The 26,047-nt window shown below is 45.3% G+C and carries 23 protein-coding genes and 1 pseudogene; 7 read left to right on the top strand and 17 right to left on the bottom strand.

Annotated elements, in window-relative coordinates; genetic code table 11:
• The first annotated feature begins 107 nt into the window (after positions 1–107).
• The 3 genes from bslm_RS01820 to bslm_RS01810 all read left to right on the top strand — a co-directional run bounded on the left by bslm_RS01820 (position 108) and on the right by bslm_RS01810 (position 2,808).
• On the top strand, positions 108–962 hold the full coding sequence (locus bslm_RS01820; protein ID WP_046380773.1) for an alpha/beta fold hydrolase: 855 nt from the start codon (positions 108–110) through the stop codon (positions 960–962).
• Positions 963–1,061: 99 nt separating this feature from the next.
• Positions 1,062–1,946: a permease gene (locus bslm_RS01815; RefSeq protein ID WP_010886400.1), complete on the top strand. Its 885-nt coding sequence runs from the start codon at positions 1,062–1,064 to the stop codon at positions 1,944–1,946.
• A gap of 4 nt (positions 1,947–1,950) precedes the next feature.
• Positions 1,951–2,808, top strand: coding sequence for a TIGR03943 family putative permease subunit (locus bslm_RS01810; protein WP_046380772.1), 858 nt, complete (start codon positions 1,951–1,953; stop codon positions 2,806–2,808).
• 36 nt (positions 2,809–2,844) lie between these two features.
• On the opposite strand, the gene putR is transcribed toward bslm_RS01810, so the two are convergent.
• From putR to bslm_RS01775, 7 genes are all read right to left on the bottom strand, one after another.
• Positions 2,845–4,080, bottom strand: a complete 1,236-nt coding sequence (putR, locus tag bslm_RS01805) for a proline utilization transcriptional regulator PutR (RefSeq protein WP_003234651.1) — start codon at positions 4,078–4,080, stop codon at positions 2,845–2,847.
• A gap of 152 nt (positions 4,081–4,232) precedes the next feature.
• On the bottom strand, positions 4,233–5,687 hold the full coding sequence (gene putP / locus bslm_RS01800; RefSeq protein WP_072175235.1) for a sodium/proline symporter PutP: 1,455 nt from the start codon (positions 5,685–5,687) through the stop codon (positions 4,233–4,235).
• Between the two features lie 90 nt (positions 5,688–5,777).
• On the bottom strand, positions 5,778–7,325 hold the full coding sequence (gene pruA, locus bslm_RS01795) for an L-glutamate gamma-semialdehyde dehydrogenase (RefSeq protein ID WP_003234655.1): 1,548 nt from the start codon (positions 7,323–7,325) through the stop codon (positions 5,778–5,780).
• 16 nt (positions 7,326–7,341) lie between these two features.
• Positions 7,342–8,253, bottom strand: coding sequence for a proline dehydrogenase PutB (putB, locus tag bslm_RS01790; protein WP_003246421.1), 912 nt, complete (start codon positions 8,251–8,253; stop codon positions 7,342–7,344).
• Positions 8,254–8,442: 189 nt separating this feature from the next.
• Complete coding sequence (locus tag bslm_RS01785) at positions 8,443–9,225, bottom strand: nucleotidyltransferase domain-containing protein (RefSeq protein WP_003246492.1); 783 nt, start codon at positions 9,223–9,225, stop codon at positions 8,443–8,445.
• Positions 9,226–9,309: 84 nt separating this feature from the next.
• Positions 9,310–10,266, bottom strand: a complete 957-nt coding sequence (gene cah / locus bslm_RS01780; RefSeq protein WP_015382711.1) for a cephalosporin C deacetylase — start codon at positions 10,264–10,266, stop codon at positions 9,310–9,312.
• Between the two features lie 71 nt (positions 10,267–10,337).
• Complete coding sequence (locus bslm_RS01775) at positions 10,338–11,312, bottom strand: LysR family transcriptional regulator (RefSeq protein ID WP_046380771.1); 975 nt, start codon at positions 11,310–11,312, stop codon at positions 10,338–10,340.
• Positions 11,313–11,387: 75 nt separating this feature from the next.
• On the opposite strand from bslm_RS01775, the gene bslm_RS01770 reads away from it, so the two are divergent.
• Positions 11,388–12,191: a class I SAM-dependent methyltransferase gene (locus bslm_RS01770; RefSeq protein ID WP_372553874.1), complete on the top strand. Its 804-nt coding sequence runs from the start codon at positions 11,388–11,390 to the stop codon at positions 12,189–12,191.
• Positions 12,192–12,218: 27 nt separating this feature from the next.
• Here the strand turns inward: bslm_RS01770 and bslm_RS01765 are convergent, their stop codons facing one another.
• Positions 12,219–12,779: a shikimate kinase gene (locus bslm_RS01765; RefSeq protein ID WP_003246473.1), complete on the bottom strand. Its 561-nt coding sequence runs from the start codon at positions 12,777–12,779 to the stop codon at positions 12,219–12,221.
• 277 nt (positions 12,780–13,056) lie between these two features.
• Between bslm_RS01765 and tmrB the strand changes: the two genes are divergently transcribed.
• Positions 13,057–13,650, top strand: a complete 594-nt coding sequence (gene tmrB, locus bslm_RS01760; protein ID WP_029727058.1) for a tunicamycin resistance ATP-binding TmrB — start codon at positions 13,057–13,059, stop codon at positions 13,648–13,650.
• 49 nt (positions 13,651–13,699) lie between these two features.
• Here tmrB and nadE read toward each other — a convergent pair whose 3' ends face one another.
• Entirely contained in the window at positions 13,700–14,518 is an 819-nt protein-coding gene (gene nadE / locus bslm_RS01755; protein ID WP_003246440.1) for an ammonia-dependent NAD(+) synthetase, read from the bottom strand.
• A gap of 129 nt (positions 14,519–14,647) precedes the next feature.
• The gene (locus tag bslm_RS01750) at positions 14,648–15,244 is read right to left on the bottom strand and encodes a DUF1989 domain-containing protein (RefSeq protein ID WP_003246345.1); all 597 of its coding nucleotides are present in this window, start codon (positions 15,242–15,244) and stop codon (positions 14,648–14,650) included.
• 129 nt (positions 15,245–15,373) lie between these two features.
• On the opposite strand from bslm_RS01750, the gene bslm_RS01745 reads away from it, so the two are divergent.
• The gene (locus tag bslm_RS01745) at positions 15,374–16,714 is read left to right on the top strand and encodes an amino acid permease (RefSeq protein ID WP_029727057.1); all 1,341 of its coding nucleotides are present in this window, start codon (positions 15,374–15,376) and stop codon (positions 16,712–16,714) included.
• Position 16,715: 1 nt separating this feature from the next.
• On the opposite strand, the gene bslm_RS01740 is transcribed toward bslm_RS01745, so the two are convergent.
• From bslm_RS01740 to bslm_RS01730, 3 genes are all read right to left on the bottom strand, one after another.
• The gene (locus bslm_RS01740; protein WP_046380770.1) at positions 16,716–17,477 is read right to left on the bottom strand and encodes a YqcI/YcgG family protein; all 762 of its coding nucleotides are present in this window, start codon (positions 17,475–17,477) and stop codon (positions 16,716–16,718) included.
• A gap of 69 nt (positions 17,478–17,546) precedes the next feature.
• Positions 17,547–18,176 (bottom strand): LysE family translocator, encoded by a 630-nt coding sequence (locus bslm_RS01735; protein WP_003246469.1) that lies wholly within the window; start codon positions 18,174–18,176, stop codon positions 17,547–17,549.
• Between the two features lie 73 nt (positions 18,177–18,249).
• Positions 18,250–18,714 carry a MarR family transcriptional regulator gene (locus bslm_RS01730; protein ID WP_003246360.1) on the bottom strand — a complete coding sequence of 155 codons (465 nt, stop codon included), beginning with the start codon at positions 18,712–18,714 and terminating at the stop codon, positions 18,250–18,252.
• Between the two features lie 112 nt (positions 18,715–18,826).
• Here bslm_RS01730 and bmr3 point away from each other — a divergent pair, with 112 nt between their 5' ends.
• Positions 18,827–20,365 carry a multidrug efflux MFS transporter Bmr3 gene (gene bmr3, locus bslm_RS01725; protein ID WP_003234681.1) on the top strand — a complete coding sequence of 513 codons (1,539 nt, stop codon included), beginning with the start codon at positions 18,827–18,829 and terminating at the stop codon, positions 20,363–20,365.
• 43 nt (positions 20,366–20,408) lie between these two features.
• On the opposite strand, the gene bslm_RS01720 is transcribed toward bmr3, so the two are convergent.
• From bslm_RS01720 to bslm_RS01705, 4 genes and pseudogenes are all read right to left on the bottom strand, one after another.
• Positions 20,409–22,034: an L-lactate permease gene (locus tag bslm_RS01720; protein ID WP_032722894.1), complete on the bottom strand. Its 1,626-nt coding sequence runs from the start codon at positions 22,032–22,034 to the stop codon at positions 20,409–20,411.
• A 31-nt stretch (positions 22,035–22,065) separates the two neighbouring features.
• Entirely contained in the window at positions 22,066–23,031 is a 966-nt protein-coding gene (locus tag bslm_RS01715) for an L-lactate dehydrogenase (RefSeq protein WP_046380769.1), read from the bottom strand.
• A gap of 176 nt (positions 23,032–23,207) precedes the next feature.
• Positions 23,208–25,187, bottom strand: coding sequence for an alpha-amylase (gene amyE / locus bslm_RS01710; protein WP_003234692.1), 1,980 nt, complete (start codon positions 25,185–25,187; stop codon positions 23,208–23,210).
• Positions 25,188–25,335: 148 nt separating this feature from the next.
• Positions 25,336–25,937: pseudogene (locus bslm_RS01705) on the bottom strand (DUF6773 family protein).
• Positions 25,938–26,047: the final 110 nt, after the last annotated feature.

Genomic DNA, 26,047 nt, shown 5'->3' with positions numbered 1-26,047 from the left:
CAATACAGAGTATATCATATTTCACGAGCCTGTGTTTATTCATTTCTTCACCTTGTGATCAATTGCTGAAAACTCTATAATAGGCAAAAAACAAATGGGAGTAACAGATGAAAAGACGAGTCGAAACGATCACCTTCGATGGCAGTACACTAGAATATTCTGTGACAGGCAAGGGAACTCCGATCCTTGTCATGCATGGCGGGCATTCAAATTGTTACGAGGAATTCGGATACATAGCGTTGATTGAGCAAGGGTATTCCATCATTACGCCTTCAAGGCCTGGCTATGGACGGACGTCAAAAGAAATTGGAAAAAGTCTTGCCAATGCCTGCCGTTTCTATGTGAAATTATTAGATCATTTACAAATCGAGAGTGTCCATGTGATCGCCATCTCAGCAGGAGGGCCGAGCGGCATATGCTTTGCCTCACATTATCCGAAAAGAGTAAATACATTGACCCTGCAATCCGCGGTCACCAAAGAGTGGCTCACCCCAAAAGACACTGAATATAAATTGGGGAGAATTCTCTTCCGCCCGCCGGTGGAAAAGTGGATATGGAAGCTGATTTCTTCTTTGAATAACGCTTTCCCGGGTTTGATGTTTCGAGCTATGAGCCCCCAATTCAGCACGCTTCCGTTTCAGCGAATCAAGTCCTTGATGGATGAAAAAGACATAGAAGCATTTCGGAAAATGAACAGCCGGCAGCGCTCGGGTGAAGGATTTCTGCTTGACTTGTCACAAACCGCCGCTGTAACTTTAAAAGACCTGCAAGCCATCTTATGTCCCGTGCTGATTATGCAAAGTGTTTATGATGGATTAGTTGGCTTGTCACATGCACATCATGCAAAAGAGCACATTCGTGGCGCTGTTCTCTGTTTGCTTCACTCATGGGGACACCTGATTTGGCTCGGAAAAGAAGCTGCAGAAACAGACAGTATCCTACTCGGTTTTTTGGAATCCTAACCAAAGTGAAACGATCCTTTCCCTTCCTCCGTCAAACAAGCAGTGCCTTTTTTTCTGGTATCATAAGAAAGGCAGCTTAACATGAGCGGAGGTTTTATTGTGACAGCACAATCATCTTTTCTTCAGCTGAATTCTATTTTTATCAGCATTTTAATAGAAGCCATTCCGTTTATTCTGATTGGTGTCATACTTTCCGGAATCATTCAAATGTTTGTTTCTGAAGAAATGATTGCAAGAATCATGCCGAAAAACCGTTTTCTCGCCGTTTTATTCGGTGCGCTGGCCGGCGTTTTATTTCCCGCCTGCGAATGCGGCATCATCCCGATTACGAGGCGGCTTCTGTTAAAGGGAGTTCCTCTGCATGCGGGCGTTGCTTTCATGCTGACCGCGCCTATCATTAATCCTATCGTTTTATTTTCTACTTATATTGCGTTCGGGAATAGATGGAGCGTGGTCTTTTACAGAGGCGGACTGGCTCTCGCCGTTTCGCTGATCATCGGGGTCATCTTATCCTATCAATTTAAGGATAACCAGCTTTTAAAGCCTGATGAACCCGGGCACCACCATCATCATCACGGCACCTTGCTCCAAAAACTGGGCGGGACCTTGCGGCATGCCATTGATGAATTTTTCTCCGTGGGGAAATATTTAATCATCGGCGCCTTTATCGCAGCCGCTATGCAGACGTATGTCAAAACATCCACTCTGCTTGCGATCGGGCAGAATGATGTATCCTCTTCCCTCGTGATGATGGGTCTGGCGTTTGTCCTGTCGCTTTGTTCAGAAGTTGATGCGTTCATCGCGTCTTCCTTCAGCAGCACATTTTCATTAGGATCGTTAATCGCCTTTCTCGTCTTTGGCGCAATGGTGGATATTAAGAATCTATTGATGATGCTTGCGGCCTTCAAAAAACGATTTGTTTTCCTGCTGATTACATACATTGTCGTGATTGTTTTAGCGGGATCACTACTGGTAAAGGGGTGATTGGGTGTTTCGTCTATTGGTGCTGATGGGATTTACGTTTTTCTTTTATCATCTGCATGCCTCAGGAAATCTAACAAAATATATCAATATGAAATATGCCTATCTATCCTTTATTGCGATCTTCCTGCTGGCCATTTTGACAGTCGTTCAAGCGTACCTATTTATCAAGTCGCCTGAAAAAAGCGGGCATCACCATGACCATGATTGCGGGTGCGGCCATGATCACGAGCATGACCATGAACAAAACAAGCCATTTTATCAGCGTTATTTGATTTATGTTGTTTTTCTTTTTCCTTTGGTGTCAGGCATCTTCTTCCCGATTGCAACGCTTGACTCATCCATAGTCAAAACAAAAGGGTTCTCGTTTAAGGCGATGGAGAGCGGAGATCACTACTCCCAAACACAGTATTTGCGGCCTGATGCCAGCCTTTATTACGCGCAAGACAGCTATGACAAACAAATGAAACAGCTGTTTAATAAGTATTCCAGCAAAAAAGAGATTTCTCTGACCGATGACGATTTCCTAAAAGGAATGGAAACCATCTATAACTATCCGGGTGAATTTCTCGGACGGACGATAGAATTTCATGGATTTGCTTACAAAGGAAACGCAATTAACAAAAATCAGTTGTTCGTATTAAGGTTTGGCATCATTCACTGTATCGCTGATTCCGGCGTGTACGGGATGCTTGTGGAATTTCCGAAGGACATGGACATCAAGGATGATGAATGGATTCACATTAAGGGCACTCTGGCCTCAGAATATTACCAGCCATTCAAGTCAACTCTCCCTGTCGTCAAAGTAACTGACTGGAATACCATTAAAAAACCTGATGATCCGTATGTTTACAGAGGATTTTAAGTGAAGACGAAACCAGTACAAGTACTGGTTTCTTTTTTATTTCTTTTTCATCAGCATCAAATCGAGATAGAGCTGGCACCGTGTTCTGAAATCGCTTAAATCGATCGATGTCATCTCAGTAATCTGTTTGATGCGGTAATTCAATGTATTTTGGTGAATAAACAGCTGTTCTGCCGCTGGTTTTGTTTTGCAGTTGTTGAGGAGATAGATTTCCAAGGTTTTGAGCAGCTCAGTGCTGCTTTCTTCGTCTTTTGCTTTTAATAAAGCTAAATCTTTATTCTCGTATTCTAAAAATTCATTTTTCTGTTCGATGCTTTCTAAATAGCGGTAAATGCCGAGTTTGGCATATTCATATGGAATGTTTTCCTGATTGCCGGTGATTTCTGCGGCTTTGATGACTTCAAGTGCTTCTGTGTAGCTCTTGCCAAGTTTTAATAGGTGATTATATTCGTTTCCGATACCGATATAAATAGGGGTAGGTATTTTTTGAAAGTGAAAATGTGTTAACAGCTTGTTAATAAACTCAGAAGCTGCTGAGGAGACGGAGCTTTTTTGGGAAAAACTCGCTACGACGATGACAATGTTTGATTCGATCGTTAAGACATGACTGACCTTATCCCGTAAATTCAGGTACGACCTGATATTTTCCTTTAAATCCTCAACCGCTTCCCCATCCCCATTTGCGGCGTGCAGGATAACAACTGAAAACATGGAAGGCAGCACGGTGTTGATCCTTTCAGCTTCCCGTCTGAGTTCCTTCTCAGAGGTAAATTGCTGATAGATCGCCCGTTTGATGAGATCCTCTGCTTTTTCTTCCTTTTCCTGTTTCAATTTATTCGTTTTATAAATGATTTTCCCGACATGGAAGGAGGTCTCGTACAAAAAGTCGAGCTCTTCATCCGTCAGATTTTGGTCCAGCTCCTGAATCCAGATGTAGCCCATGACTTCCCCTTTGTGCTTTGCACTCACGACCACCCTCTGGTTTAACCCAATGCTTTCAATTTTATTGACGCGAAAAGGCTCAGGCTCTGTTTTCAATTTTTCAATAATTCCGTCCTTCAGAAACCTCTCAAAAATCTGGACCGGACACTTTTTCGAAAAAATAGTCTGCTGGTTGGCAGAATCAAAATGGTTAATATAGTAAGAATTATAGGCTAACAAAAAGAAATCCGCGCTTTCCAGTATCACTGGCTTTTGCAGTTCATAGCTAATAAAATCAATTAGCTTATCAACATCTGAAAATGAAAAAACTCTCTCTAAAAGCTCTTCCATACCTTTTTCTCCTATACTTTTTTTACTTTAATCATATCCATACGGGGTCTTTTTGTATAGAAAAAAATACGTTTGTTTCCAAAAGAAAAAAATGGCCGCTTAAAAGGAGAAAAGAGGAAAAAGGGACAGCCCCTTCCTCCTCCTTTCGATCTTTATTGCGACATTGTATCTTGGTAGTCGTTGAACTGGTCTGTGACAGCTTGTGACGGAGCCTGCGTCAATATGCTGACAAAAAAGACAGATAATAGACTCGCAGCAAAACCAGGTATCATTTCATACAGAAAGTCCGAAAGACCGGCATTCGCCCAAATGATTACAGTCGCTGCTCCCACAATCATGCCGGCGAGTGCCCCCCATTTGGTCATTCGTTTCCAAAACAGACTGAGCAGTACAACTGGCCCGAATGATGCACCGAAGCCCGCCCACGCGTAGCTGACCAATCCAAGGATGGTGTTATTTTTCTCCCAAGCCAGAACCAACGCGACAATTGAAACAGCCAGAACAGCCAGTCGGCCTAAAAACACCAGTTCTTTATCTGAAGCTGAGCGTCTGAACATCGACTTATACAAATCTTCTACCAGAGAGCTTGATGTCACAAGCAGCTGGGAAGAAATTGTACTCATAATCGCGGCCAAAATCGCTGAAATCAGAAAACCCGTGATAATCGGATGGAACAAGATATTCCCTAATTGAATAAAAATCGTCTCTGGGTCCTTCAGTGTCATGCCGCGCTGATGGTAATAAGCGATTCCGCCCAAACCGGTCAGCACTGCGCCTACTGCAGACAAAATCATCCAGCCCATCCCAATTCTGCGCGCTCTTTTGATCTCTTTGACAGACGTTATCGCCATAAAACGCACAATAATATGCGGCTGGCCAAAGTATCCCAGCCCCCAGGCAAACAAAGAAATAATGCCAAGGACGCTCGTTCCTTTGAAAATATTAAACATATCAGGATCTACAGAGCGGATTTCAGCAACTGTATCACCTGCTCCTCCCGTGTGGAAAAACGTAACGATCGGCACAAGAATGAGTGCGGCAAACATAATAATCCCCTGAACAAAATCTGTCCAGCTGACTGCCAAAAAGCCGCCAAACAGGGTATATGCCACAACAACACCCGTCACAATCCACAGGCCGGTGTGATAATCCATCCCCAAGATGCTGTTGAATAAGACGCCGCCGGACACCATTCCGGACGATACATAAAACGTGAAAAAGACTAAAATGACAATTCCCGAAAACAGTCTGAGAAGCTTTGTTTGATCTCCGAAGCGATTTTCCAGGAATCCGGGAATTGTAATAGAATTCCCCGCTTTTTCAGTATAGGTTCTCAGCCGTGGTGCGACGTAAAGCCAGTTCGCCCACGCTCCAAGGCAAAGTCCGATGACGATCCAAGCGCCGCTCAGACCAGTAGAAAACATGGCGCCCGGAAGCCCCATTAGCAGCCAGCCGCTCATATCGGCAGCGCCGGCACTGAGAGCGGTTACTGCCGGACCCAAAGAGCGTCCTCCCAGCATATAATCCGTCAGATTCGACGTACGCTTGTAAGCAAAGTAGCCGATTAGCAGCATTCCCGCCATATAAATACAAATCGAAATAATCAGCTGTGTGTTTTCTATGGCACTTCCTCCTCTTTTTTATAGTATATGGATGAAATGGACACCCCCGCAGGGAGGATGCCCATTTAGTCCCGCTTAGAACATTTCACTGATTGTTTTTGCTTGCATATGCAGAGCCAAGTAATCCGGCCCGCCTGCTTTTGAATCCGTTCCCGACATTTTGAAGCCGCCAAACGGATGGTAGCCGACGATAGCACCTGTACAGTTGCGGTTGAAGTATAGGTTTCCGACATGGAATTCCTGTTTCGCACGCTCGATGTGCTTGCGGTTGTTTGTGATAACCGCGCCTGTCAAACCATATTCAGTATTGTTTGCCACTTCTAAAGCTTCATCAAAGTCTGACACTTTACAAAATGCAACGACAGGTCCGAAAATTTCTTCCTGCATGAGTCTTGCTTTCGGATCAAGGTCAGCGAAGATCGTCGGTTTGATGAAGTATCCTTTCGAATCATCACCAGTACCGCCGCTTACTAAACGCCCTTCCTGTTTTCCGATCTCAATATAGCTCATAATTTTATCATAAGAACCTTGGTCAATGACAGGTCCCATATAAACATCTGCACTGTCAGGTTTAGCTGTTACTTTTGATTCCGTAATTTCAATGACACGCTCTAATACTTGATCATACACTTTTTCATGAACTACTGCACGTGAACCTGCAGAGCATTTTTGTCCCGCAAAGCCGAATGCTGAAGTAAAGATCGATTGAGCCGCTAATTCAATGTCCGCATCCTCATCAACAACAACCGTATCTTTACCGCCCATTTCAGCGATGACACGCTTTAAATGCTGCTGGCCCGGCTGAACCTTCGCCGCGCGTTCGAAAATTCTCGTACCAACTTCTCTTGATCCCGTAAATGTGATAAGGCTTGTTTTCGGATGGTCAACAAGATAGTCGCCTACTTCCGCTCCGCTTCCCGGAACAAAGTTGACTACGCCTTTTGGCAATCCGGACTCTTCAAGCACCTCAACAAATTTTGCTGCAATAACAGGTGTAGCACTCGCAGGTTTCAGAACCACTGTGTTTCCAGTAACGATCGGCGCCACTGTTGTGCCTGCCATGATCGCAAACAAGAAGTTCCAAGGCGGGATAACGACTGTCACTCCAGTCGGCGTGTATACATATTGGTTTTTCTCGCCTTCACGGCTGTTGACCGGTTTGCCTTTTGCCAGTTCGATCATTTGGCGTGCATAATACTCCATGAAGTCAATCGCTTCAGCCGTATCGGCATCCGCCTCGTTCCAAGGCTTTCCTGCTTCTTTCACAAGCAAAGCTGAGAATTCATGTTTTCTTCTGCGGACTTTGGCAGCAGCGCGGAACAGGACAGCCGCTCTCTCTTCAGGAGACGTGTATCTCCACTCTTCAAATGCTTTTGCAGCCGCTTGAATCGCTTGCTCAGCGTGCTCTTGAGACGCTTTTGACACTCGGCCGACGACTTCTTCTTTATCAGCCGGGTTGATTGAAACGATTTTCGCTTCCGTTTCCACTCTCTCGCCGTTAATGACAAGCGGATAGTCTTTTCCTAAATATTCGCTTACTGTCGCAAGCGCTTTTTTAAACGCTTCCACGTTGTTTTGATCTTGGAAATTTGTGAATGGCTCGTGTTTGTAAGGTGTTGTCATGATAATCTCTCCTTTTTTACTTCTTTGTCATTCCTTTGAAAGCAAATGCAATGTTTGACGGACGTTCTGCAAGGCGTCTCATAAAGTAGCCGTACCAATCCTCGCCGTATGGCAGGTAGACTCTCATGTTATAACCTTCTTTTACGAGGCTGAGCTGGGTTTGCGACCGCATGCCGTACAGCATCTGAAATTCAAACTTGTCATTGGCAATGCCATGTTCCTTGGCAAGCTGCTTTGTAAAGTCGATCATTTTGTCGTCATGTGTGGCAATCGCTGTATAGTGACCGTTTAAGAGCTGCTTTCGGATGATTTTTTTGTAATTTTCATCGACATCGCTTTTCTCCGGGAAAGCTACTTTTTCTGATTCTTTATAAGCTCCTTTTACAAGGCGAAGGAACGGGTTTAAAGAATCCAAATCGTCAATGTCTTTTTCCGTCCGGTACAGATAGGCTTGCAGCACTGTGCTCACATGCTCGTATTTCTTTCTGAAATCTTTGAAAATATCAAGCGTTTTCTGGCATCTGACTTCGTCCTCCATGTCAATGGTGACCATGATTTTATGTTTCTCGGCCGTCTGAAGGATTTTTGTCATATTTTCATACACCAAATCCATATCTATATCCAAACCTAAAGACGTCATTTTTAAAGAAACGTGTGAGTTCAGCTCCTGATCTGCGATGGTCGCAATGGTTTGAATGCACTCTTCCGTACGCTCCCGTGCGACCTCGGCGCTGTTCACAAACTCGCCTAAATGATCGACAGTAACTGACAAACCTTGGCTGTTAAGCTGTCGAATGGTCGGGATTGAACTGTTAAAGTCATTCCCGCCGATAATTTTACCCGCTGCTACCCGGCTTCCCCAGTTCCTCGCCATTTTATTGAGAAAGCCGCTTTTGGATAAAAATAAGAAAAAATCTCTTGTGATCACTTCCAACCTCAACACCCCGCAATCTAAGAAGTATTTGTATGAGTTTATTGTAAATGGACAAAACCGACGTTCACAATATTCTCAAAATACAAAGATTCTGATTATTTTTGTGGGTTTGCCACAATCAGATAGTTAGAAAGTCGGGGGGGATTCTGTCGAATAAAGGAGAAAAGGAAGCGACAAAAAACATCAGCTTCCTCCATCCTTCCACACTTCTTCAACCGTATTCAAAAGCAAACGGTTCAATTCAGATGTCATATCTTTTTTCTCTGCCTTCAGTTCTTTTGCCGCTTCCATGATTCTTTCGATTTCCGTTTCAATGAATTGGTGAATAACATCGATTCTTGCTTCGAGGTCAAGCTCTTCCCCTCTTCTTTTCCGTTCAAGCAAGGTTTCCATTTCAGCCTTCAGCTCGGGTTCAGCAACAAGTTCATTCATCAAAACAGTAAAGTCCATTGGCGGTATGGTTCCGTGCTTTTCAATCCATTGGCAGGCCAAAATAGGCCGAAGAACGTAGAAGTACTTTTTAATTTTGACCTCTTGTCCTTGTAGATAATCCTTGACGTTCCTTCTCGCCATATTGATATAGTGATACACGCTTGCTTCAGGCTTAAATGCCTCCGTGCGCAGTTTTCTTAACTGCTCTGCGGTCGTAAATGCTTCATAATACACAATGTCTGAGGACAGCCATTCGAGTAGCGGAGGGTTTGACTTTTTGAAAAGCCGAAGCGTTTTTCTCAGCTCCCAGCCGCTGATATCCAGCAAATCGTGAATCGGTTCCTCAATGACATCACGCTCCTGCTCAATTGAAAAGTACCACTCCTTTTTCGGAACATAAATAAAGCGGACGTCGTAATCACTATCCTGCGAGGGAAATCCCCATGCGCGGCTTCCTGACTCGACGGCATACACGATTTTGACTCCGTATGACTGCTCGATCCGTTTTAATTCATCAATGATTCTTTGTTTCATATCTATTCGTCTCCAGTCTGTTCTCATTCCGGCAGTTTGCAGAAAAAAACCGCCTGATGATATGCGGCGGCTTTTCACATTTTATCAGCCTTTAAGATGCTGCTTAAAGAAAGCAAGTTTTTCCGTTTGAAAAGCAGGGATATACTCATGTCCGAAGTAGCGGTACACCTTCAGCTCTTTCTCTGTTTCCAAATGATTGTAGGCGGCAAACACGGTGGACGGCGGCGTGACCTTGTCAATCAGGCCGATTGACATCAGGACAGGCACCTTCACTCGGTCAGCGAGATTCATAATATCGAAATATGAAAGTGTCTTCATCGCCTGCACTTCTGTTTCCGGACTGCCATTTCTTCTGAAGAAGGAATTGATTTCAAGATACGGCTGTTCAAGCGCCACATCAATGGCCCGTTCGAAGTTGCTTAAATAAGGATAATCGGCAACCGCGGCTTTTGGAATGTCTGACAGCGCCGCTGCGGCAATGGTTAAACCTCCGCCTTGGCTTCCTCCTGTCACACCGATCCTTGTTTCGTCAACCTCGTCAAAGCTGCTGATAACCTCAAGCGCGCGGACGGCGTCCAAATAAACACCGCGGTAATAGTATGTATCTTTATCAAGAATTCCTTTCGTCATCCAGCCCAAAGCGTGACCGTGCGGTGAAATACTCGTATCCTCGCTGCTCTGCTGGCCGCGGACAAGCATGCCGAATGCGGCGTAGCCATGGAGTGCCCAGTTTACCATTTCATGAATCTCACCATCATAGCTTGCATTGTAGCCATGATATTTCACGATCGCCGGATGCGGGCCTTCCTTGTCAGGCACCGCGTACCATCCGGTAATGCGGGCGTTTTCGAAGCTTTTATATGTGAGACGGTACACTTTTACTCCGTCAGCAGGATAGTCAACCGGCTGTAAATCAGGTTCTGCTTGGACTTTTGCAAGTTCCTCCAAAGATAATTTCCAAAACTCAGAAAAATCTTTCGGTGCTGTTTTTTCAGGCTTATATGTTTGCAATTGGTCGAGCGGCAGATCGAATAGTTGCATTTCCGATTATTCCCCTTTGTTTTATAAGATTTAGTTTGTATTCCTATACTACCACGTTTCGTCTTTGTTTTCTAAATATTTTCATCTTTGTTTCCCAGACAGCCTTCATCAAACGTTTGTTTAAGACTTTCCCGGCTTAGTTCCATAAAGGCCTGGGCGGTCAGACTGACATAGCGGTTCTTTAAAAAGACAAAGACGAGGGTTCGTGATGGCGCGGATTGAATCGATAAATAGATCACACCCGGATCTTTATCCCTTCTGACCATATTCGGCGCCATTGTCACACCTAATCCGTTAGCCACAAGAGATTGGGCGGTTTCAATATGGCTTGTCTTAAAGGCAGCATTCGGCTTAAAGCCGCTTTCCGCACAGAGATCGAGAACTGTCCTGCGAAAGCCGAAGCCTTCTTTTAACAGAATAAATGGCACGTTCCTTACCATGTCAATCGGCACACACGGCTGGCGTCCCTCCTTACCTTCCAGCGCTTTCTCAATCAGCGCGACCAATTCCGGCGGCATCCACCTTTGTTTTTCCTTCGGCACCGCCAGAACAACCGGTTCCGTGAGCAAGGGTGTAATGGAGAGCCGTTCATCCTCGATCGGCAAGGATAAAACAGAAAGGTCAACTTCTCCCTTTGCCGTCATCTCCTCTAATGAAACCGGATCTTTTTCAACAAGCTGAACCTCCACATGAGGATAGCGCGCCAAAAACTGCTTCAGCAGCGGAGGAAAGAGATATCTCCCTGTTACAGCAGGAATCCCGATGGATAATTTATGACCGATTCCCTGAGATCGCTCCTGCATTTCCCGAAGCAAATCATCTCTGGAACGAATGATGTCCTCGGCTTTTTCAATGAAACGCCTGCCGTGAGGTGTCAGTGTAACAGAGCCATGGGATCTGTGAAAAAGGATAAGCCCCAGCTCCGCCTCAAGCTTTTTGATTTGCAGGCTGAGAGACGGCTGTGCGATATGAAGATGTTCCGCCGCCTTTGTAAAGCTTTGGCGCCGGGCAATTTCCGCTGCATATTCCATCACTTTAATATCCATTTCAGCCTCCATAGGTTGAACCTATCATTTTCATCATTTTTATATCTTGGACGAATCATAACAGAAATTGCTAACATAATCCATATCATCATTTACGAAAAGAAGGAGCTGGTTCAAATGACAAATGAAACACCGTTTTCTAAAAACGCCGAGATGTATCGGGATGAAAAGGTATTTGCCGAGGGGGAAGATTTGGGGTTGATGATCAAAACAGCGGAATGCCGGGCAGAGCATCGAGTGCTGGATATAGGAGCGGGCGCCGGCCATACGGCGCTGGCATTTTCTCCTTATGTACAGGAGTGCATCGGTGTTGATGCAACGAAAGAGATGGTTGAGGTTGCGTCCTCCTTCGCGCAAGAAAAAGGAGTTGAAAACGTACGCTTTCAGCAAGGAACGGCAGAGTCACTCCCCTTCCCCGACGATTCATTTGACATCATCACCTGCCGATACGCAGCCCACCATTTTTCAGATGTCCGCAAAGCTGTCAGAGAGGTTGCACGCGTACTAAAACAGGACGGACGTTTTCTCTTAGTTGATCATTACGCGCCTGAAGATCCCGTTCTTGATGAGTTTGTCAATCATTTGAACCGGCTTCGAGACCCTTCCCATGTTCGTGAAAGCTCATTATCAGAATGGCAGGCGATGTTCAGCGCTAATCAACTGGCCTATCAAGACATCCAAAAGTGGAACTTGCCGATTCAATACGATAGCTGGATCAAACGAGGCGGAACCCCCGCTGACCGAGAAAAACAAATCATTACCCACTTGAATCACGCATCAGACGAAGCACGCGACACGTTCTGTATTACATTGAACCAAAACGGACAGCCCATCTCCTTTTGTTTAAAAGCGATTTTGATACAAGGGATAAAACGATAAAAAAAGCCGTGCGCTGCGCACGGCTTTTTACATCGGCTGATAAAGATCCCAGCCAATTTTTAATGTCTCAACAATGTAATCGGCAACCTCTTCCGGGGAAAGGTTGTCTGTTGCCACTTTTGAATTGTGCTTGTCATAAATGACTTTTCTTTCGTTAAACAGCTGTTCCATTTCATCCATTGAACGGTTATGCAGCACCGGGCGGCTTTCGATCAATAAATCCGCGCGCTGCTTCCAGTTCTCCCATGACAGGTCCAGATGAAGCACGAGACAGTTTTCCAGACAGCAATTCCTGATTTCTTCTTGTTTAAAAGATCCCCCGCCCAGAGATACGATTTTGAATCGTTTATGATGGCAGATGTCTAAAATATATTCCTTCTCCGTTTTCCGGAAAAAGTCTTCTCCCTTTTTCTCAAATATCTCAGGAATTGACATATTGAAATCCTTTTCGATCTGTTGGTCAATATCAATAAAATCTCTATATAATTTTTTAGCGACCAATTGGCCGATTGTTGTTTTTCCTACACCCATGAATCCGATCAGGACGATATTTCTTTCTCTTACTGGGATGGCTCGTTTAGCGTTCATCTTCGGCGAAATCCTCCTAAGGAATGAAATTTTATATTCATTATATGCTTATTTAGCGAATATTTATATAGATACCGGCTTTACCGGTCAAGCTTATAGTGCGCTTTGTTGTTTAGCCATTTTTGCCTGAATGACATTCATTGTACAACATTTCTGCAGGTATTTTAATACTTCGACGCAAAAAAGCATTAAAACCTTCTGCCTTTATTGTTTTTCCAGCTGACTCTTCGATGGAAGGGTCTTTTTCTGTATGATAAATAGGAAGGGAGAAATGGCGATGATCATTTGGATAAACGGGGCATTCGGTTCCGGAAAAACACAAACAGCCTTCGAACTGCACAGAAGGCTGAACCCATCTTACGTGTATGATCCCGAGAAAATGGGTTTTGCGCTGCGCTCCATGGTGCCGCAGGAGATCGCAAAGGACGATTTTCAAAGCTATCCCTTATGGCGGGCGTTCAATTACAGTTTGCTAGCTTCTCTGACAGATACATACCGCGGCATCATTATTGTGCCTATGACGATTGTACATCCTGAATACTTCAATGAGATCATCGGCAGGCTCAGACATGAAGGCAGGATCGTTCACCACTTTACACTAATGGCTTCAAAGGAAACCTTGTTAAAAAGGCTGCGCACCAGAGCAGAAGGAAAAAACTCCTGGGCCGCCAAACAAATTGACCGCTGCATTGAAGGTTTATCATCACCCATTTTTGAGGACCACATTCAAACAGACAACCTGTCGATTCAGGATGTGGCAGAGAACATTGCCGCGAGAGCCGAACTCCCATTAGATCCTGATACGAGAGGCAGCCTCCGAAGGTTCGCCGACAGATTAATGGTCAAGCTGAATCATATCCGCATCAAATAAAGCTTCTGTACACGACAAAAGCCCGCTCCAAGAGCGGGCTTTCTTCAACTTATTTCCACCAGTCATCAAACATAGACGCCGGAACCTGGCGTTTATGTTCAGTCATGCTGTAGCGTTTTTCCAGCGCTTCTGATACTTTCGCTGATACTTCTTTTCCTTCGAGATAATCGTCAATCTCGTCGTAGGAAATGCCAAGCTCTGTTTCATCCGACTGCTGCGGTTTTTCGTCGAGCAGATCGGCAGTCGGTTCTTTTAAGTATAAGCGTTCCGGTGCACCCAGCTCTTTCAGCAAGGTTCTTCCCTGGCGCTTCGTCAAGCCTGTCAGCGGCAGGAGGTCTGCTCCGCCGTCACCGTACTTCGTAAAGAAACCAGTCACTGCTTCAGCAGCATGGTCTGTTCCTAACACAAGAAGGCCTTCCTGGCCGCCGATCGCGTATTGCGCGATCATTCTTGTTCTTGCTTTTACGTTTCCTTTATTAAAGTCAGTCAGCTGATCGCCTGTTTCCTGCTGATACTGATCAGAAAAAGCGCTGACTGTCGATTTAATATCAAACTTCCATGATTTATCCGGCTTAATAAACTTCAAAGCAAGCTGGGCATCGTCTTCATCCTGCTGTGTGCCATGCGGAAGACGGACCGCGATAAATTGAGCGTCTCCGCCCTCCTCGCGAATGCTCTCCACCGCAAGCTGAGCGAGTCTTCCCGCAAGTGTTGAATCCTGGCCGCCGCTGATTCCCAATACAAAGCCTTTAGCACCGGTTTTCTTTACATATTGTTTTAAAAAATTGACTCGGTCCTCAATTTCTTGCTTTGGATCAATTGAGGGCTTCACATGTAACTCACGCATAATCTTTTCCTGCATGCTCATCCCAATCATTCCTCCTGTACATTTTCCCTTGTTACTGATCATTTCCCCAAATCAATGAAAATGAATCATGACTGTTATGTATCCCTATTAAATATAGCACAGGTCTTCATTCACAGTGAACAAGAGAGATCAGCTGACTTCAACCCGTATGGATGTCACACTGTCGCCATTGCATTTCCCTTTTTCAATCGGGCAGGAAGAAAACGCGACAATTAAATCCATCTCCGCCCTGAGCCTTACATAATCTCCGGCATTCGAAAGCGGCGTTTCCACAGACAGATTCCCTTTCTCATCAAGGACAGTATTCATAAAAATCGCAAATGGGTAATGCATGTGAGGCTTCGGTACGCCAAACTGCTCAAGCGCACGGTTCATATTGTCATAGCACGTATCCTGAAACTCATCCTTTTGCTTCCCATATAAGAGCCTGTTCATATCAGGACGGCAGGCGGGCAGCAGCAGATCATGCTTGCCGACCGTATCTTCAATCAGGGTTAACATCGGCTTATACAGGTTGGAGTAGAGATGGTCGTTGACCTTCACATGAATGGAGTGATTGGCGTCTATCGTCGCTCCCTGATCAAGGTGTTCATAAAAATCCTTGGCATGGTATGCGACAAAATCAGCCACCTGCTGCCCTTCTACATCAACCACCTTTAAAATCTGACCCTTTTTCAGCTTCAGCCCAAGCCCTTTTTTCGGCTCCACAATATATTGCTGTGTCATTGGTTTGCTCCTTTTTTCATTAGTATGAGCGTCCGCTTCCTTCTCCATGTAAAAAGAGGCAAAAATCCGATGTATATAAGCTTCGGACAGATCACAATCTAACCTTAGATAAAAGGGGTTGAATAAATAATGAGCCAAACAAAAAAAGACCAGCCAAAAGGGAATCTGGCTTGGTGGCAGCTGTCACTGATCGGAGTCGGCTGCACGATTGGAACAGGCTTCTTTCTCGGTTCCAGCATCGCAATTGTAAAAAGCGGTTTTTCCGTTCTCCTTTCATTTCTGATCGCAGGGATCGGTACGTATTTTGTCTTTGAACAGCTCGCCAAGCTATCGGCGAAGCAGCCGGAAAAAGGCTCGTTTTGTGCGTATGCCCGAAAAGCATTCGGCAAATGGGCAGGCTTCAGCAACGGCTGGGTGTACTGGACATCAGAAATGCTGATTACCGGAAGCCAGCTGACAGCCATTTCGCTATTTACGAAGCATTGGTTTCCTCAAGTGCCGCTATGGGTGTTTGCCTCAATCTACGCAGTACTTGGGCTCCTTATTATTTTCACCGGCCTGTCCGTCTTTGAAAAAACAGAAAACGTGCTGGCAGTGATTAAAACAGCTGCTATTTTTATGTTTATTGTCATTGCCATCCTGGCTTTATGCGGTATCCTGTCCGGCGGAAATCATGGCATACATGTTCCAAATAAGACGAGTGAGTTTTTCCCATACGGCGCCATGGGGCTGTGGACAGGTTTAATCTACGCGTTTTACGCTTTTGGCGGAATTGAGGTCATGGGGCTGATGGCGGTTCACTTAAAAAAACCTGAGGAAGCGTCTAAATCAGGGAAACTGATGCTGGCAACGCTGGCGATTATTTATATCATTTCAATCGGGCTGGCTCTGCTTTTGGTTCCGTTACACAAGTTTACAGAACAGGACAGTCCGTTCATTACGTCATTAAAAGGATATAACCTTGAGATCATCCTTGATATATTTAACGGGATTTTCATCATCGCCGGGTTCTCGACTCTTGTCGCTTCGCTATTTGCGGTTACGACATTGCTTTGTACAATGGCTGATGACGGCGACGCGCCGAAATGCTTTACTCTAAAGGAAGGCAAAAAAATATGCTGGCCGGCACTTGGGCTGACGTTTGCGGGGCTTGTCCTCTCCATTATTCTGTCGTTAGTGCTGCCTAAAAACATTTATGAGCATATGACAACAGCTGCGGGGCTTATGCTTTTATACACTTGGCTGTTTATCCTGTTCTCCAGCAAAAAGCTGACTGATCCCGAGGGCATGGGAAAAACGCAAATTTATTTAGCGATGGTTCTGATTGCTGCGGCTGTGTCCGGTACATTGTTTGAAAAATCAAGCCGGCCCGGTTTTTTCGTCAGCATAGGTTTTCTCGTGATCATCGCCATCGTTACCATGATCTATCAAAAAAAGCAGGGTCATAAAGATCGCCCTGCCAGTCCTTGATTTATTTCATTTTGTTGAACATGTTCTTTAAATAAGAAAACGGGCACTTCGATACCTGTTTTTCGTCATCACGGAGGAAATACTGCTTCCATTCACGATTATCTTTTCCTCCGTACCAGCCTAATTGCGGGTGAATCGGAGCCTGATCATAGGCCTCTAAACGAGATCGGATCAGCCTGCTCATGTTACGGCCAAATGCAGTTGATCCATTTAGGTCATCAAACACCCACCTTGGCTGAAACGTGACCATAAAAAAAGGAAAGCTCCGGCTTCTTCTTGCCTCGTGCCCCGGTGTAGCGCACAGAATGAAATACGGCTCGCCGTCAAAACAAAACTCCCATTTATAATGCTCAGGATCGGCCGGAATGTCTTCCGGCCATTCTTTTTCGTCTTGATGACTCAGTCTATTTAAAAAGCGCCAAAACATCTCTTCATACGCTTCAATCGAATAATGCTCCGCCAAATCTTCCGGTGTATCAAACAACACAACGAGGGATGCGTATTTTCCCGTGTCACGCGATATCTTGCCGTACTCCGCAAGCAACGGAGCCAGTTCCTCCGCTGTGCGGTTTACCCGCGGATCTCCGGCAAAAGCAATCCGAAGCTGATCAGTCAGAAACGCCTGGCGTCCGGGAATGCACGGAAATGTATCCGCGTCGTCCCCCAGAGTTTCTGCCAGCAGCTCAAAAGCGATTCTTTGCCATTCAGGAAGCTCTTCCTGAATACGTTCCAGAAAACTTTTGGTGTAAATCCCATTCACCATTGATCCACCTCCAGTATCATCTGGATACTATATTAAAACTGGAAGCGGCAGGTGACTGTCCTTCATGAATCAGCCCAATAACTGTTTGATGCCCTGATAACCAAAGTAAAAGCCAAACACAAGGAGGGATACACCGGCGATTCCGGTCAATCCTCTCAATAGCTTTTCATGAAGCAGGTTTCTGAACGTACTGGCTGTGATAGCCATGCAGAAATCCCAGATTAAAATGCCGATCATGATGCCGGAGCTATAGATTAGAAGCTGATTCATATTGTAGGCCTCTGCTGTTTTCGCAAGAATGCTTCCGTAAATTCCAAGCCAAAAAAGGATGCTCAATGGGTTTGACAATGAAATGAGAAAACCCGATGCGAATGTTTTCCTGTATGACGGTTTCCCCCGCGAGCTTCGCACATCCATCGGTTCTCTGACGTTTTTAAGCGTTTCAATTCCGGTATAGGTCAGGACAAAAAAGCCGAAGAGCCACAAAAACGTTTTCACAAATGGAGCGGTCAAAAACTGTGACAGCCCGAAATAGATAAAAAGCATGTACAGCCCATCCGCTGTCATGGCGCCTAAACCGAAAATCCATGCATGCCAAAAACCGTTTTTAATTCCTTTGTCTATTTGCGCCGCATTCACTGGCCCCACAGGCGCAGACAAAGACAGTCCCAGCACAATATAGCTCAAAAAAATGTTCACCGGCCCGTACTCCCTTCTCTTATGTAACTTGTACAATTTATTCGGGAACGGGCCAAGCTATGCACAAATTCACTTACTGTTTCAGACGTTCAAGCTCTTCCTCCATAATATCGGCGGCTTTGCCTACAAAACTGAAAATGAGTTCCAGCTCCTCTTCCGTATATTCGCGGCACAAATCCATCGTCGACTCAGACAGAGGACGGAACAAATCCTTTATATGTTTTTTCGAAGCAGTCAAAGGGACGATTACGACTCTCCTGCGATCGTTCGGGTCCTTTTCACGAGCCACATACCCCGCTTTTTCCAGCCGGTCAACAAGCGCCGTGACGGAACCCGTGCTGAGGCCGGTTTTTTTCCCCAACTCTCCGGCCGTCATCGGCCCTGCTTCATTTAAAATGTCAGCTGATTTCAAATCGGTGGGAAACAGACCGAGAGCTTGAGCGGCTGCCTGATGAAACAGAACCGTTCTTGTGCCCAGTTTTCGAAAAAGCTGAACAGCAGTCTTTTCCAACTCACTTCTAGAATTTCTTGTTGACAACTGACAGTCCTCCCTATAAAATCGAGTTTATCTTGATAATCGAGATATTCAACAATCAAACTATTATCATGATATCAGAACTTACATAGAAAAGTAAGAGGAGGTAGAACAAATGGACACAACAACAGCAAAACAGGCTTCCACCAAATTTGTGGTCCTCGGTCTCCTGCTGGGCATCTTGATGTCTGCAATGGACAATACGATTGTTGCCACCGCGATGGGCAATATCGTAGCCGATCTTGGAAGCTTCGATAAATTTGCCTGGGTGACGGCATCCTATATGGTGGCGGTTATGGCTGGCATGCCGATTTACGGCAAGCTTTCCGATATGTACGGCCGAAAACGTTTTTTCCTGTTTGGACTTATTTTTTTCTTAATCGGTTCTGCTTTATGCGGGATTGCCCAGACGATGAATCAGCTGATCATCTTCCGGGCCATTCAAGGGATCGGAGGCGGCGCGCTCCTGCCGATTGCCTTTACCATTATCTTCGATTTGTTTCCGCCGGAAAAACGCGGAAAAATGTCCGGCATGTTCGGTGCTGTATTTGGATTATCCAGTGTTCTTGGTCCGCTCTTAGGCGCGATCATTACAGATTCGATCAGCTGGCACTGGGTGTTTTACATCAATGTGCCGATCGGCGCATTGTCATTGTTTTTCATTATTCGCTACTACAAAGAATCTCTGGAGCACAGAAAGCAGAAAATAGACTGGGGCGGCGCGATTACCTTAGTCGTATCCATTGTATGCCTGATGTTCGCCCTTGAGCTTGGCGGCAAAACATACGATTGGAATTCCATTCAGATCATCGGGCTGTTTATTGTATTCGCCGTTTTCTTCATTGCCTTTTTTATTGTGGAGAGAAAAGCAGAAGAGCCGATTATTTCTTTCTGGATGTTTAAGAACCGCTTGTTTGCCACAGCGCAGATTCTCGCTTTCCTGTATGGCGGAACATTTATTATTTTAGCGGTATTTATTCCGATTTTCGTTCAGGCGGTCTACGGCAGCTCGGCGACAAGCGCGGGCTTCATTCTGACGCCGATGATGATTGGATCAGTCATCGGAAGCATGATCGGCGGGATCTTCCAAACGAAGGCAAGCTTCCGCAATTTGATGCTGATATCTGTTATAGCTTTCTTTATCGGCATGCTGCTTCTTTCCAATATGACGCCTGACACAGCACGGGTATGGCTGACAGTCTTTATGATGATTTCAGGCTTTGGTGTAGGCTTTAACTTCTCCCTGCTGCCGGCGGCATCGATGAATGATCTTGAACCTCGCTTTCGGGGAACGGCAAACTCTACAAATTCATTTTTGCGATCATTTGGCATGACCTTAGGCGTCACCATTTTCGGAACGGTGCAAACAAACGTATTCACGAACAAGCTGAGCGACGCCTTCAGCGGGATGAAAGGCTCAGCGGGATCAGGTGCTGCGCAAAATATTGGCGACCCGCAGGAGATATTCCAAGCGGGAACACGTTCCCAGATTCCTGATGCGATCCTGAATCGCATTATTGACGCGATGTCATCAAGTATTACGTATGTGTTTTTGCTCGCTTTGATTCCAATTGTCCTCGCGGCGGTTACCATTTTATTTATGGGGAAAGCCAGAGTGAAAACAACAGCCGAAATGACAAAGAAAGCAAATTAACATAAAAAAGCAGTACATGCTGGGCATGTACTGCTTTTTTCTATTACACTCCTAATCTTGCAAGAATAAACGTCCATATACAAATGATCAATAACAGAATCAGGCTGTACGCCACTGTCCTTTTAAACAGTTTAGATTCCTTGCCTGTTTGGCCGACCGCTGCGGCAGCGATGGCGATAGATTGAGGAGAAACAAGTTTCGCCATGACACCGCCCGCCGTATTTGCGGCTAACAGCAAATCTGAACCCGCACCGATCTGCGCTCCCGTGACAACCTGCAAATGGCCGAACAAAGCATTATTGCTGACAACAGAACCGGTGATGAACACGCCAATCCAGCCGAGAACAGGACTGACAAACGGGAACAGGTCTCCTGTTTTCGCCAATGCTAACCCAATTGAAGAGCTGAGCCCTGCGAAGTTGGCCAGATTGGCAAACCCCATCACGAAGCAGATCGTGATAATCGGCACCCACAGCTCTTTTCCCGTCTCCTTCAAGGAAGCAAAGGCATCCCGATAAGAGAAATTTTTGCTGAACAGCCCTGTCACGATGACCGCCGCTAAAATCGCTGTTCCAGTCGCTGACAGCAGATCAACTTTAAAGACTGCATCTAACGGCATGGCAGATGGCGCAATCGGCGGCATTTTCATAATTTGCTGATGCAGAAAAGGCATTTTGAACAGGAGCGTTGATTGATATAACAGCCCGCCTTCTTGGAAAAGCGCTTTGAAGGCAGGAAGGCTCCAAATGGTGATCGCCGCAGTTAAAATGTAGAAAGGAGACCACGCTTTCGCAATGTCAGCGGCACGGTATGCCTTTTTCTCACCAGCATCGCCGGCCCCTTCCTCGCGGTAAATCTCTTTCGGCTGCCATTTGCGGAGGAAGAGGGCAAGCCCGCCCATGCTGAATAAGGCCGCCAAAATGTTTGCTAATTCCGGCCCGAGCACCGCCATTGTCAGTGTCTGAACCGCTGTATACCCACCGCTCACAACCAGAAGAGCGGGCCATGTCTGTCTGATTCCTTTCATTCGGTCTAATAAGAATACAAGCAGGAATGGTATTAAAAATGAGATCATCGGCAGTGTCCACATTAATGTCCGAGATAGCTCAAGAGCAGACAAATCACCAATCTGCGCCCCTGTGATGACAGGAATCCCAATCGCCCCAAAGGCTCCGGAGGCGGCGTTTGCAATCAAGCAGAGCGCCGCTGCTTTTAACGGTTTAAAACCAAGTTCGACGAGCAGCGCCGCACTAATCGCAATCGGAACACCAAAACCGGCCGCGCCTTCTAAAAACGCGTTAAAACAAAAACCAATTAATAATAGCTGTAATCGTTGGTCAGGCGAAATGCCGGCAATGCTGGACCGAATAATGGTAAATTTCCCGGTTTTCACTGCAATTTTATACAGCCACACCGCCATCAGGACGATGTAGCCAATAGGCCACAGCCCGCTCCCGATTCCTAACAAAACAGAAGAAATCGCTTTTTCAACCGGCATATGAAATGCCAAAACGGAGACGAAGAAACTGACGGCTAGGGTAAGAAATGCCGCAAGAATGCCTTTCATTTTCAAAACAGTTAAAGCCAAAAGAAAAAAGAGAATCGGAGTGAGCGCCACAAGTGCGCTCACATACTCGTTTCCAAACGGATCATACAACTGCTCCCACATTGACAATCAGCCCTTTACTCTAAAGTTGCGGTTAGTTGACTTTTTGTTCTGCAAAATGAGGTTTTAAAATGTTTTTAAGGACGCCGGCGCTGTGAAGGAACTGTTCTTTTTCTTTCTCATTTAAGTTCAGCTCATTGATACCTGCGATCCCTCCGCGGTTCACGACAGCCGGCACACCGATGTACACGTCATCTGCACCGTATTGCCCGTCCAAATATGTGCTGACAGTTAATATGCTGTTTTCATTATGAAGAATGGCTTTTGTAATGCGAGCAAGACTCATCGCAACCCCATAATAAGTCGCGCCTTTTTTCTCAATGATATGGTAAGCTGCGTTTTTCACATCATCTACAATTTGGTCCAGCTCCTCTTGTTTGTACGCATCGTTTTTCTCAACGAGTTCACTGACCGGCACACCGCCGACATTCGCGTGGCTCCAAACAGGAAGCTCTGTGTCGCCGTGCTCTCCGATAATATGCGCGTGCACGTTTTGAGGCGCTGCGCCAAAGTATTCGCTCAGCATGAAACGGAATCTCGCAGAATCAAGTGTTGTGCCGCTTCCAATCACCCGCTCTTTTGGCAGGCCGCTGAATTTCCATGTTGCGTAAGTCAGGATATCAACCGGATTTGTCGCGACTAAGAAAATGCCGTCAAATCCGCTCGCCATGACTTCACTAACGATGCCTTTGAAAATCTTCAAGTTCTTTTCTACTAATTCAAGGCGTGTCTCACCAGGTTTTTGGTTTGCTCCGGCGCAAATGCAGACAATATCAGCATCCTTGCAGTCTTCATATGTTCCGTAAGATGTTTTGACCGGTTGTGGCGCAAACGCCTTTCCGTGGTTTAAATCCATCACATCGCCCATTGCTTTTTCTTTATTTACATCAATGACCACAAGCTCATCTGTGATCCCTTGGTTAATTAACGCAAATGCATAACTGCTTCCAACAAAACCCGCTCCGATTAAAGCTACTTTATTTACATGTTTGTTCATCATTAATCATCCTTCCAGGGTATGTTTCTCTTTGATGTCTTTTTGTTTGTGAAGTATTTCACATTTATATTGTGCAACACTTCACAAACTTTTGCAAGAGAAAAGTTTTGTCTGATTTATGAACAAAAAAGAAACCATCATTGATGGTTTCTTTCGGTAAGTCCCGTCTAGCCTTGCCCTCAATGGGGAAGAGAACCGCTTAAGCCCGAGTCATTATATAAACCATTTAGCACGTAATCAAAGCCAGGCTGATTCTGACCGGGCACTTGGGCGCTGCCATTATTAAAAATCACTTTTGCGTTGGTTGTATCCGTGTCCGCAGGCAGCGTCAGCGTGTAAATTCCGTCTGCATTTTTAGTCATTGGTTTTCCAGGCCAAGATCCGGTCAATTCAATTACTCGGCTCCCATCATGTTTATAGATATAAGCATTTACCTGGCTCCAATGATTCGGATTTTGATAGCCGATGGTTTTGGCCGACGCTGGATCTCTTTTAACAAAACTGTATTTCTCGGTCCTCGTTACACCATCACTGTTCGTTCCTTTTAACATGATGGTGTATGTTTTGCCAAATGGATCTCCTTTTCCGATTGTGAATTGATCTCCATCCTTAAACGCCGTCTCTGGTCCATTATTGATTTGATAAACGGCTTTTGTTGTATTCGCATCTGCACGCAAGGTAATCGTCAGTTGATCATTGAAAGAATGTGTTACACCTGTTTTGTAATTCTCAAGGAAAACATGAGGCGCTTTTGCAATATCATCAGGATAAAGCACAGCTACAGACCTGGCATTGATCGTGCCTGTCAGTTTACCATCGTTCACTTGAAATGAACCCGCTCCAGCTTTATTGTCATACCTGCCATCAGGCAATTTTGTTGCCGTATTGATAGAGACAGAGGATGAACCTGCATTTGCCAGCACAACGCCATGTGAGCCGCGCTGATTCATAAATATCTGGTTGTTTCCATTCGGGTTCGAGAGTTCCTCAGGCTGTCCAGCCATCACATTGTGAAATCTATTGACCGCAGTGATAGCCTGATCTTCAAATAAAGCACTCCCGCGATCGCCTATTTGGCTTTTCCCCGGGAACCTCACACCATTTCCGCCTCCCTCAGGTCTGGAAAAGAAAAGAGGCGTACTGCCTGAACGAGAAGCTATCACCGCCCAGCCTAAACGGATATCATCATCGCTCATCCATGTCGACTCTTCATCATCATTGGCATACGTATCATGCGACTCTACCCATGTCACTAGCTTGTCCGCAGACACATCAGATGCATAGTGGGAGATATTCGACACGCCCAGATTACGATTCTTTAAAGCGGACCTTATGGAATGCCCATAGTTAGACGCTGTCACATCCATATAATTCGCATATGCAGCATCTCTGGAGGCACTATCCTGCAGGATTTCTCCGTATTGGAACTCTGCAGATGTATTTGTGATATTCGGCCAAAATTGACTGCCGTAACTGCCATCATCTGGAAGCTCTATATGTTTGGCGGCATCAAATCGAAAACCGTCTGCCCCGTCATTCAATGCCCTGTCTAAGAACCGTTTCAGATAGGACTGTACTTGTGTATTTTGTGTATTCCAGTCATACAGCCCGAGCAATGAATTCTGCGTGACATCCCATCGATCAGACCAGTTTTTAATTTGTGTGTTTCCATGTGTCCAGTTTGGAATACTCTTAACCTCATTGGAAATCGCGGCATAATCACTGGTGGTATGATTGATGACCGCGTCAACAATGACCTTTATGCCATATTCTTCAGCGGCTGCACACATTTCTTTAAATTCTTGTTCAGTACCTAAGTAACGGTTGCCAATTTGATACGATGTCGGCTGATACAGCCAGTACCAGTTCGACATGCTTTTATCTCCTTGATTCCCTTCCTTTACTTGGTTAATCGGAGATGTCTGAATGGCTGTATATCCTGCATCATGAATATCCTTCATATTGTGTTTTAACGTATTGAACGACCAATTCCATGCATGAAGAATGGTTCCGCTTTTGATCGACGGTGCTGTAAGCTCATTCGATTTGTTCGCCGTTTCAGCACTCGCAGCCGCCGGTCCTGCCAGAACCAAATGAAACAGCAATAAAAATCCAGCGAATAACGGCAGTAAAGAGGTTTTGAATCGTTTTGCAAACATTCTTGACACTCCTTATTTGATTTTTTGAAGACTTACTTCGGAGTCAAAAATCCCTCTTACTTCATTCTTCCGCTTCCTCCTTTCAAACCGATGTGAAGACTGGAGAATTTTGTTAACGCTTACATTTAAAATTATCACAATCACTCTATCAAAACAACTTGGCAGAGTGAATACAAATCAATGTTCCTATAAAAAAAGCTGCCCGAAACTGTGAACGCTTCCCTCGCTTTCCAAACAAAAAAAGAAACCATCTATTTTTCAAGATGATTTCTTTTTTATTTCTTCTTTTACCGCTCTTCTGTAAGCCAGCTTCACAATCACATACCGAAGCAGAAACAGAACGCCGCCGCAGACGATAAAAAGAAGAATCATTTTCAGCCAAGCGAAGAATGTATGGGGAATCCCCCTGTCGTACATCGTAAGCACCACTACCGCAAAGGCGACCGCAATTGATTCTATTCGCTGCTGCTTCACCCGTTTTTGCAGTTCTTCTTTGGTGTCTATTCTCGGCATGAGCATTCCGGATGCCGCAGCCCTGATGCAGTAATATAAGATAATGATGAACAAAAACACAAGGCTTGCAGCCCATTCTTTAAACGGAAATTCAAACATAATGCCGCGGATGATCACATCAAGCAGCGCAAATGCTCCCGCTATCATCCCAATCTCCGACCAGATTTTTTGTTCTTTTTCTTTTACTCTCTTATTTTTCCCATTCACGCCTGAAAGTCTATTACGCAGATTATTCATGACCTTCCTCCCGCACTTTTACGAATGGCTTATGGCTTACATGTTACAATAACAGCCTGCGCTTCTGCAATGAATAACTCAAAAGCCCGCCGTACAAGCCGGCGGGCAGC

Origin of the sequence: Bacillus sp. LM 4-2 (genome assembly GCF_000978495.1) — a bacterium.
Lineage (GTDB): Bacteria > Bacillota > Bacilli > Bacillales > Bacillaceae > Bacillus > Bacillus subtilis.
This window is presented reverse-complemented; position numbering and strand designations above follow the sequence as displayed.

Bases quoted from the DNA above. Each gene is read 5' to 3' on its own strand.
- bslm_RS01720 (WP_032722894.1), bottom strand. From the start codon at position 22,034: ATGTGGGAGCAGTTGTATGATCCGTTTGGAAACGAGTATGTGAGCGCA.
- nadE (WP_003246440.1), bottom strand. From the start codon at position 14,518: ATGAGCATGCAGGAAAAGATTATGCGTGAGTTACATGTGAAGCCCTCA.
- bslm_RS01740 (WP_046380770.1), bottom strand. From the start codon at position 17,477: ATGGTGAATGGGATTTACACCAAAAGTTTTCTGGAACGTATTCAGGAA.
- pruA (WP_003234655.1), bottom strand. From the start codon at position 7,325: ATGACAACACCTTACAAACACGAGCCATTCACAAATTTCCAAGATCAA.
- cah (WP_015382711.1), bottom strand. From the start codon at position 10,266: ATGCAACTATTCGATCTGCCGCTCGACCAATTGCAAACATATAAGCCT.
- bslm_RS01745 (WP_029727057.1), top strand. From the start codon at position 15,374: ATGAGCCAAACAAAAAAAGACCAGCCAAAAGGGAATCTGGCTTGGTGG.
- amyE (WP_003234692.1), bottom strand. From the start codon at position 25,187: ATGTTTGCAAAACGATTCAAAACCTCTTTACTGCCGTTATTCGCTGGA.
- bslm_RS01715 (WP_046380769.1), bottom strand. From the start codon at position 23,031: ATGATGAACAAACATGTAAATAAAGTAGCTTTAATCGGAGCGGGTTTT.
- bslm_RS01820 (WP_046380773.1), top strand. From the start codon at position 108: ATGAAAAGACGAGTCGAAACGATCACCTTCGATGGCAGTACACTAGAA.
- tmrB (WP_029727058.1), top strand. From the start codon at position 13,057: ATGATCATTTGGATAAACGGGGCATTCGGTTCCGGAAAAACACAAACA.
- bslm_RS01750 (WP_003246345.1), bottom strand. From the start codon at position 15,244: ATGACACAGCAATATATTGTGGAGCCGAAAAAAGGGCTTGGGCTGAAG.
- bslm_RS01765 (WP_003246473.1), bottom strand. From the start codon at position 12,779: ATGAACGCTAAACGAGCCATCCCAGTAAGAGAAAGAAATATCGTCCTG.
- bslm_RS01785 (WP_003246492.1), bottom strand. From the start codon at position 9,225: ATGAAACAAAGAATCATTGATGAATTAAAACGGATCGAGCAGTCATAC.
- bslm_RS01775 (WP_046380771.1), bottom strand. From the start codon at position 11,312: ATGGATATTAAAGTGATGGAATATGCAGCGGAAATTGCCCGGCGCCAA.
- putR (WP_003234651.1), bottom strand. From the start codon at position 4,080: ATGGAAGAGCTTTTAGAGAGAGTTTTTTCATTTTCAGATGTTGATAAG.
- bmr3 (WP_003234681.1), top strand. From the start codon at position 18,827: ATGGACACAACAACAGCAAAACAGGCTTCCACCAAATTTGTGGTCCTC.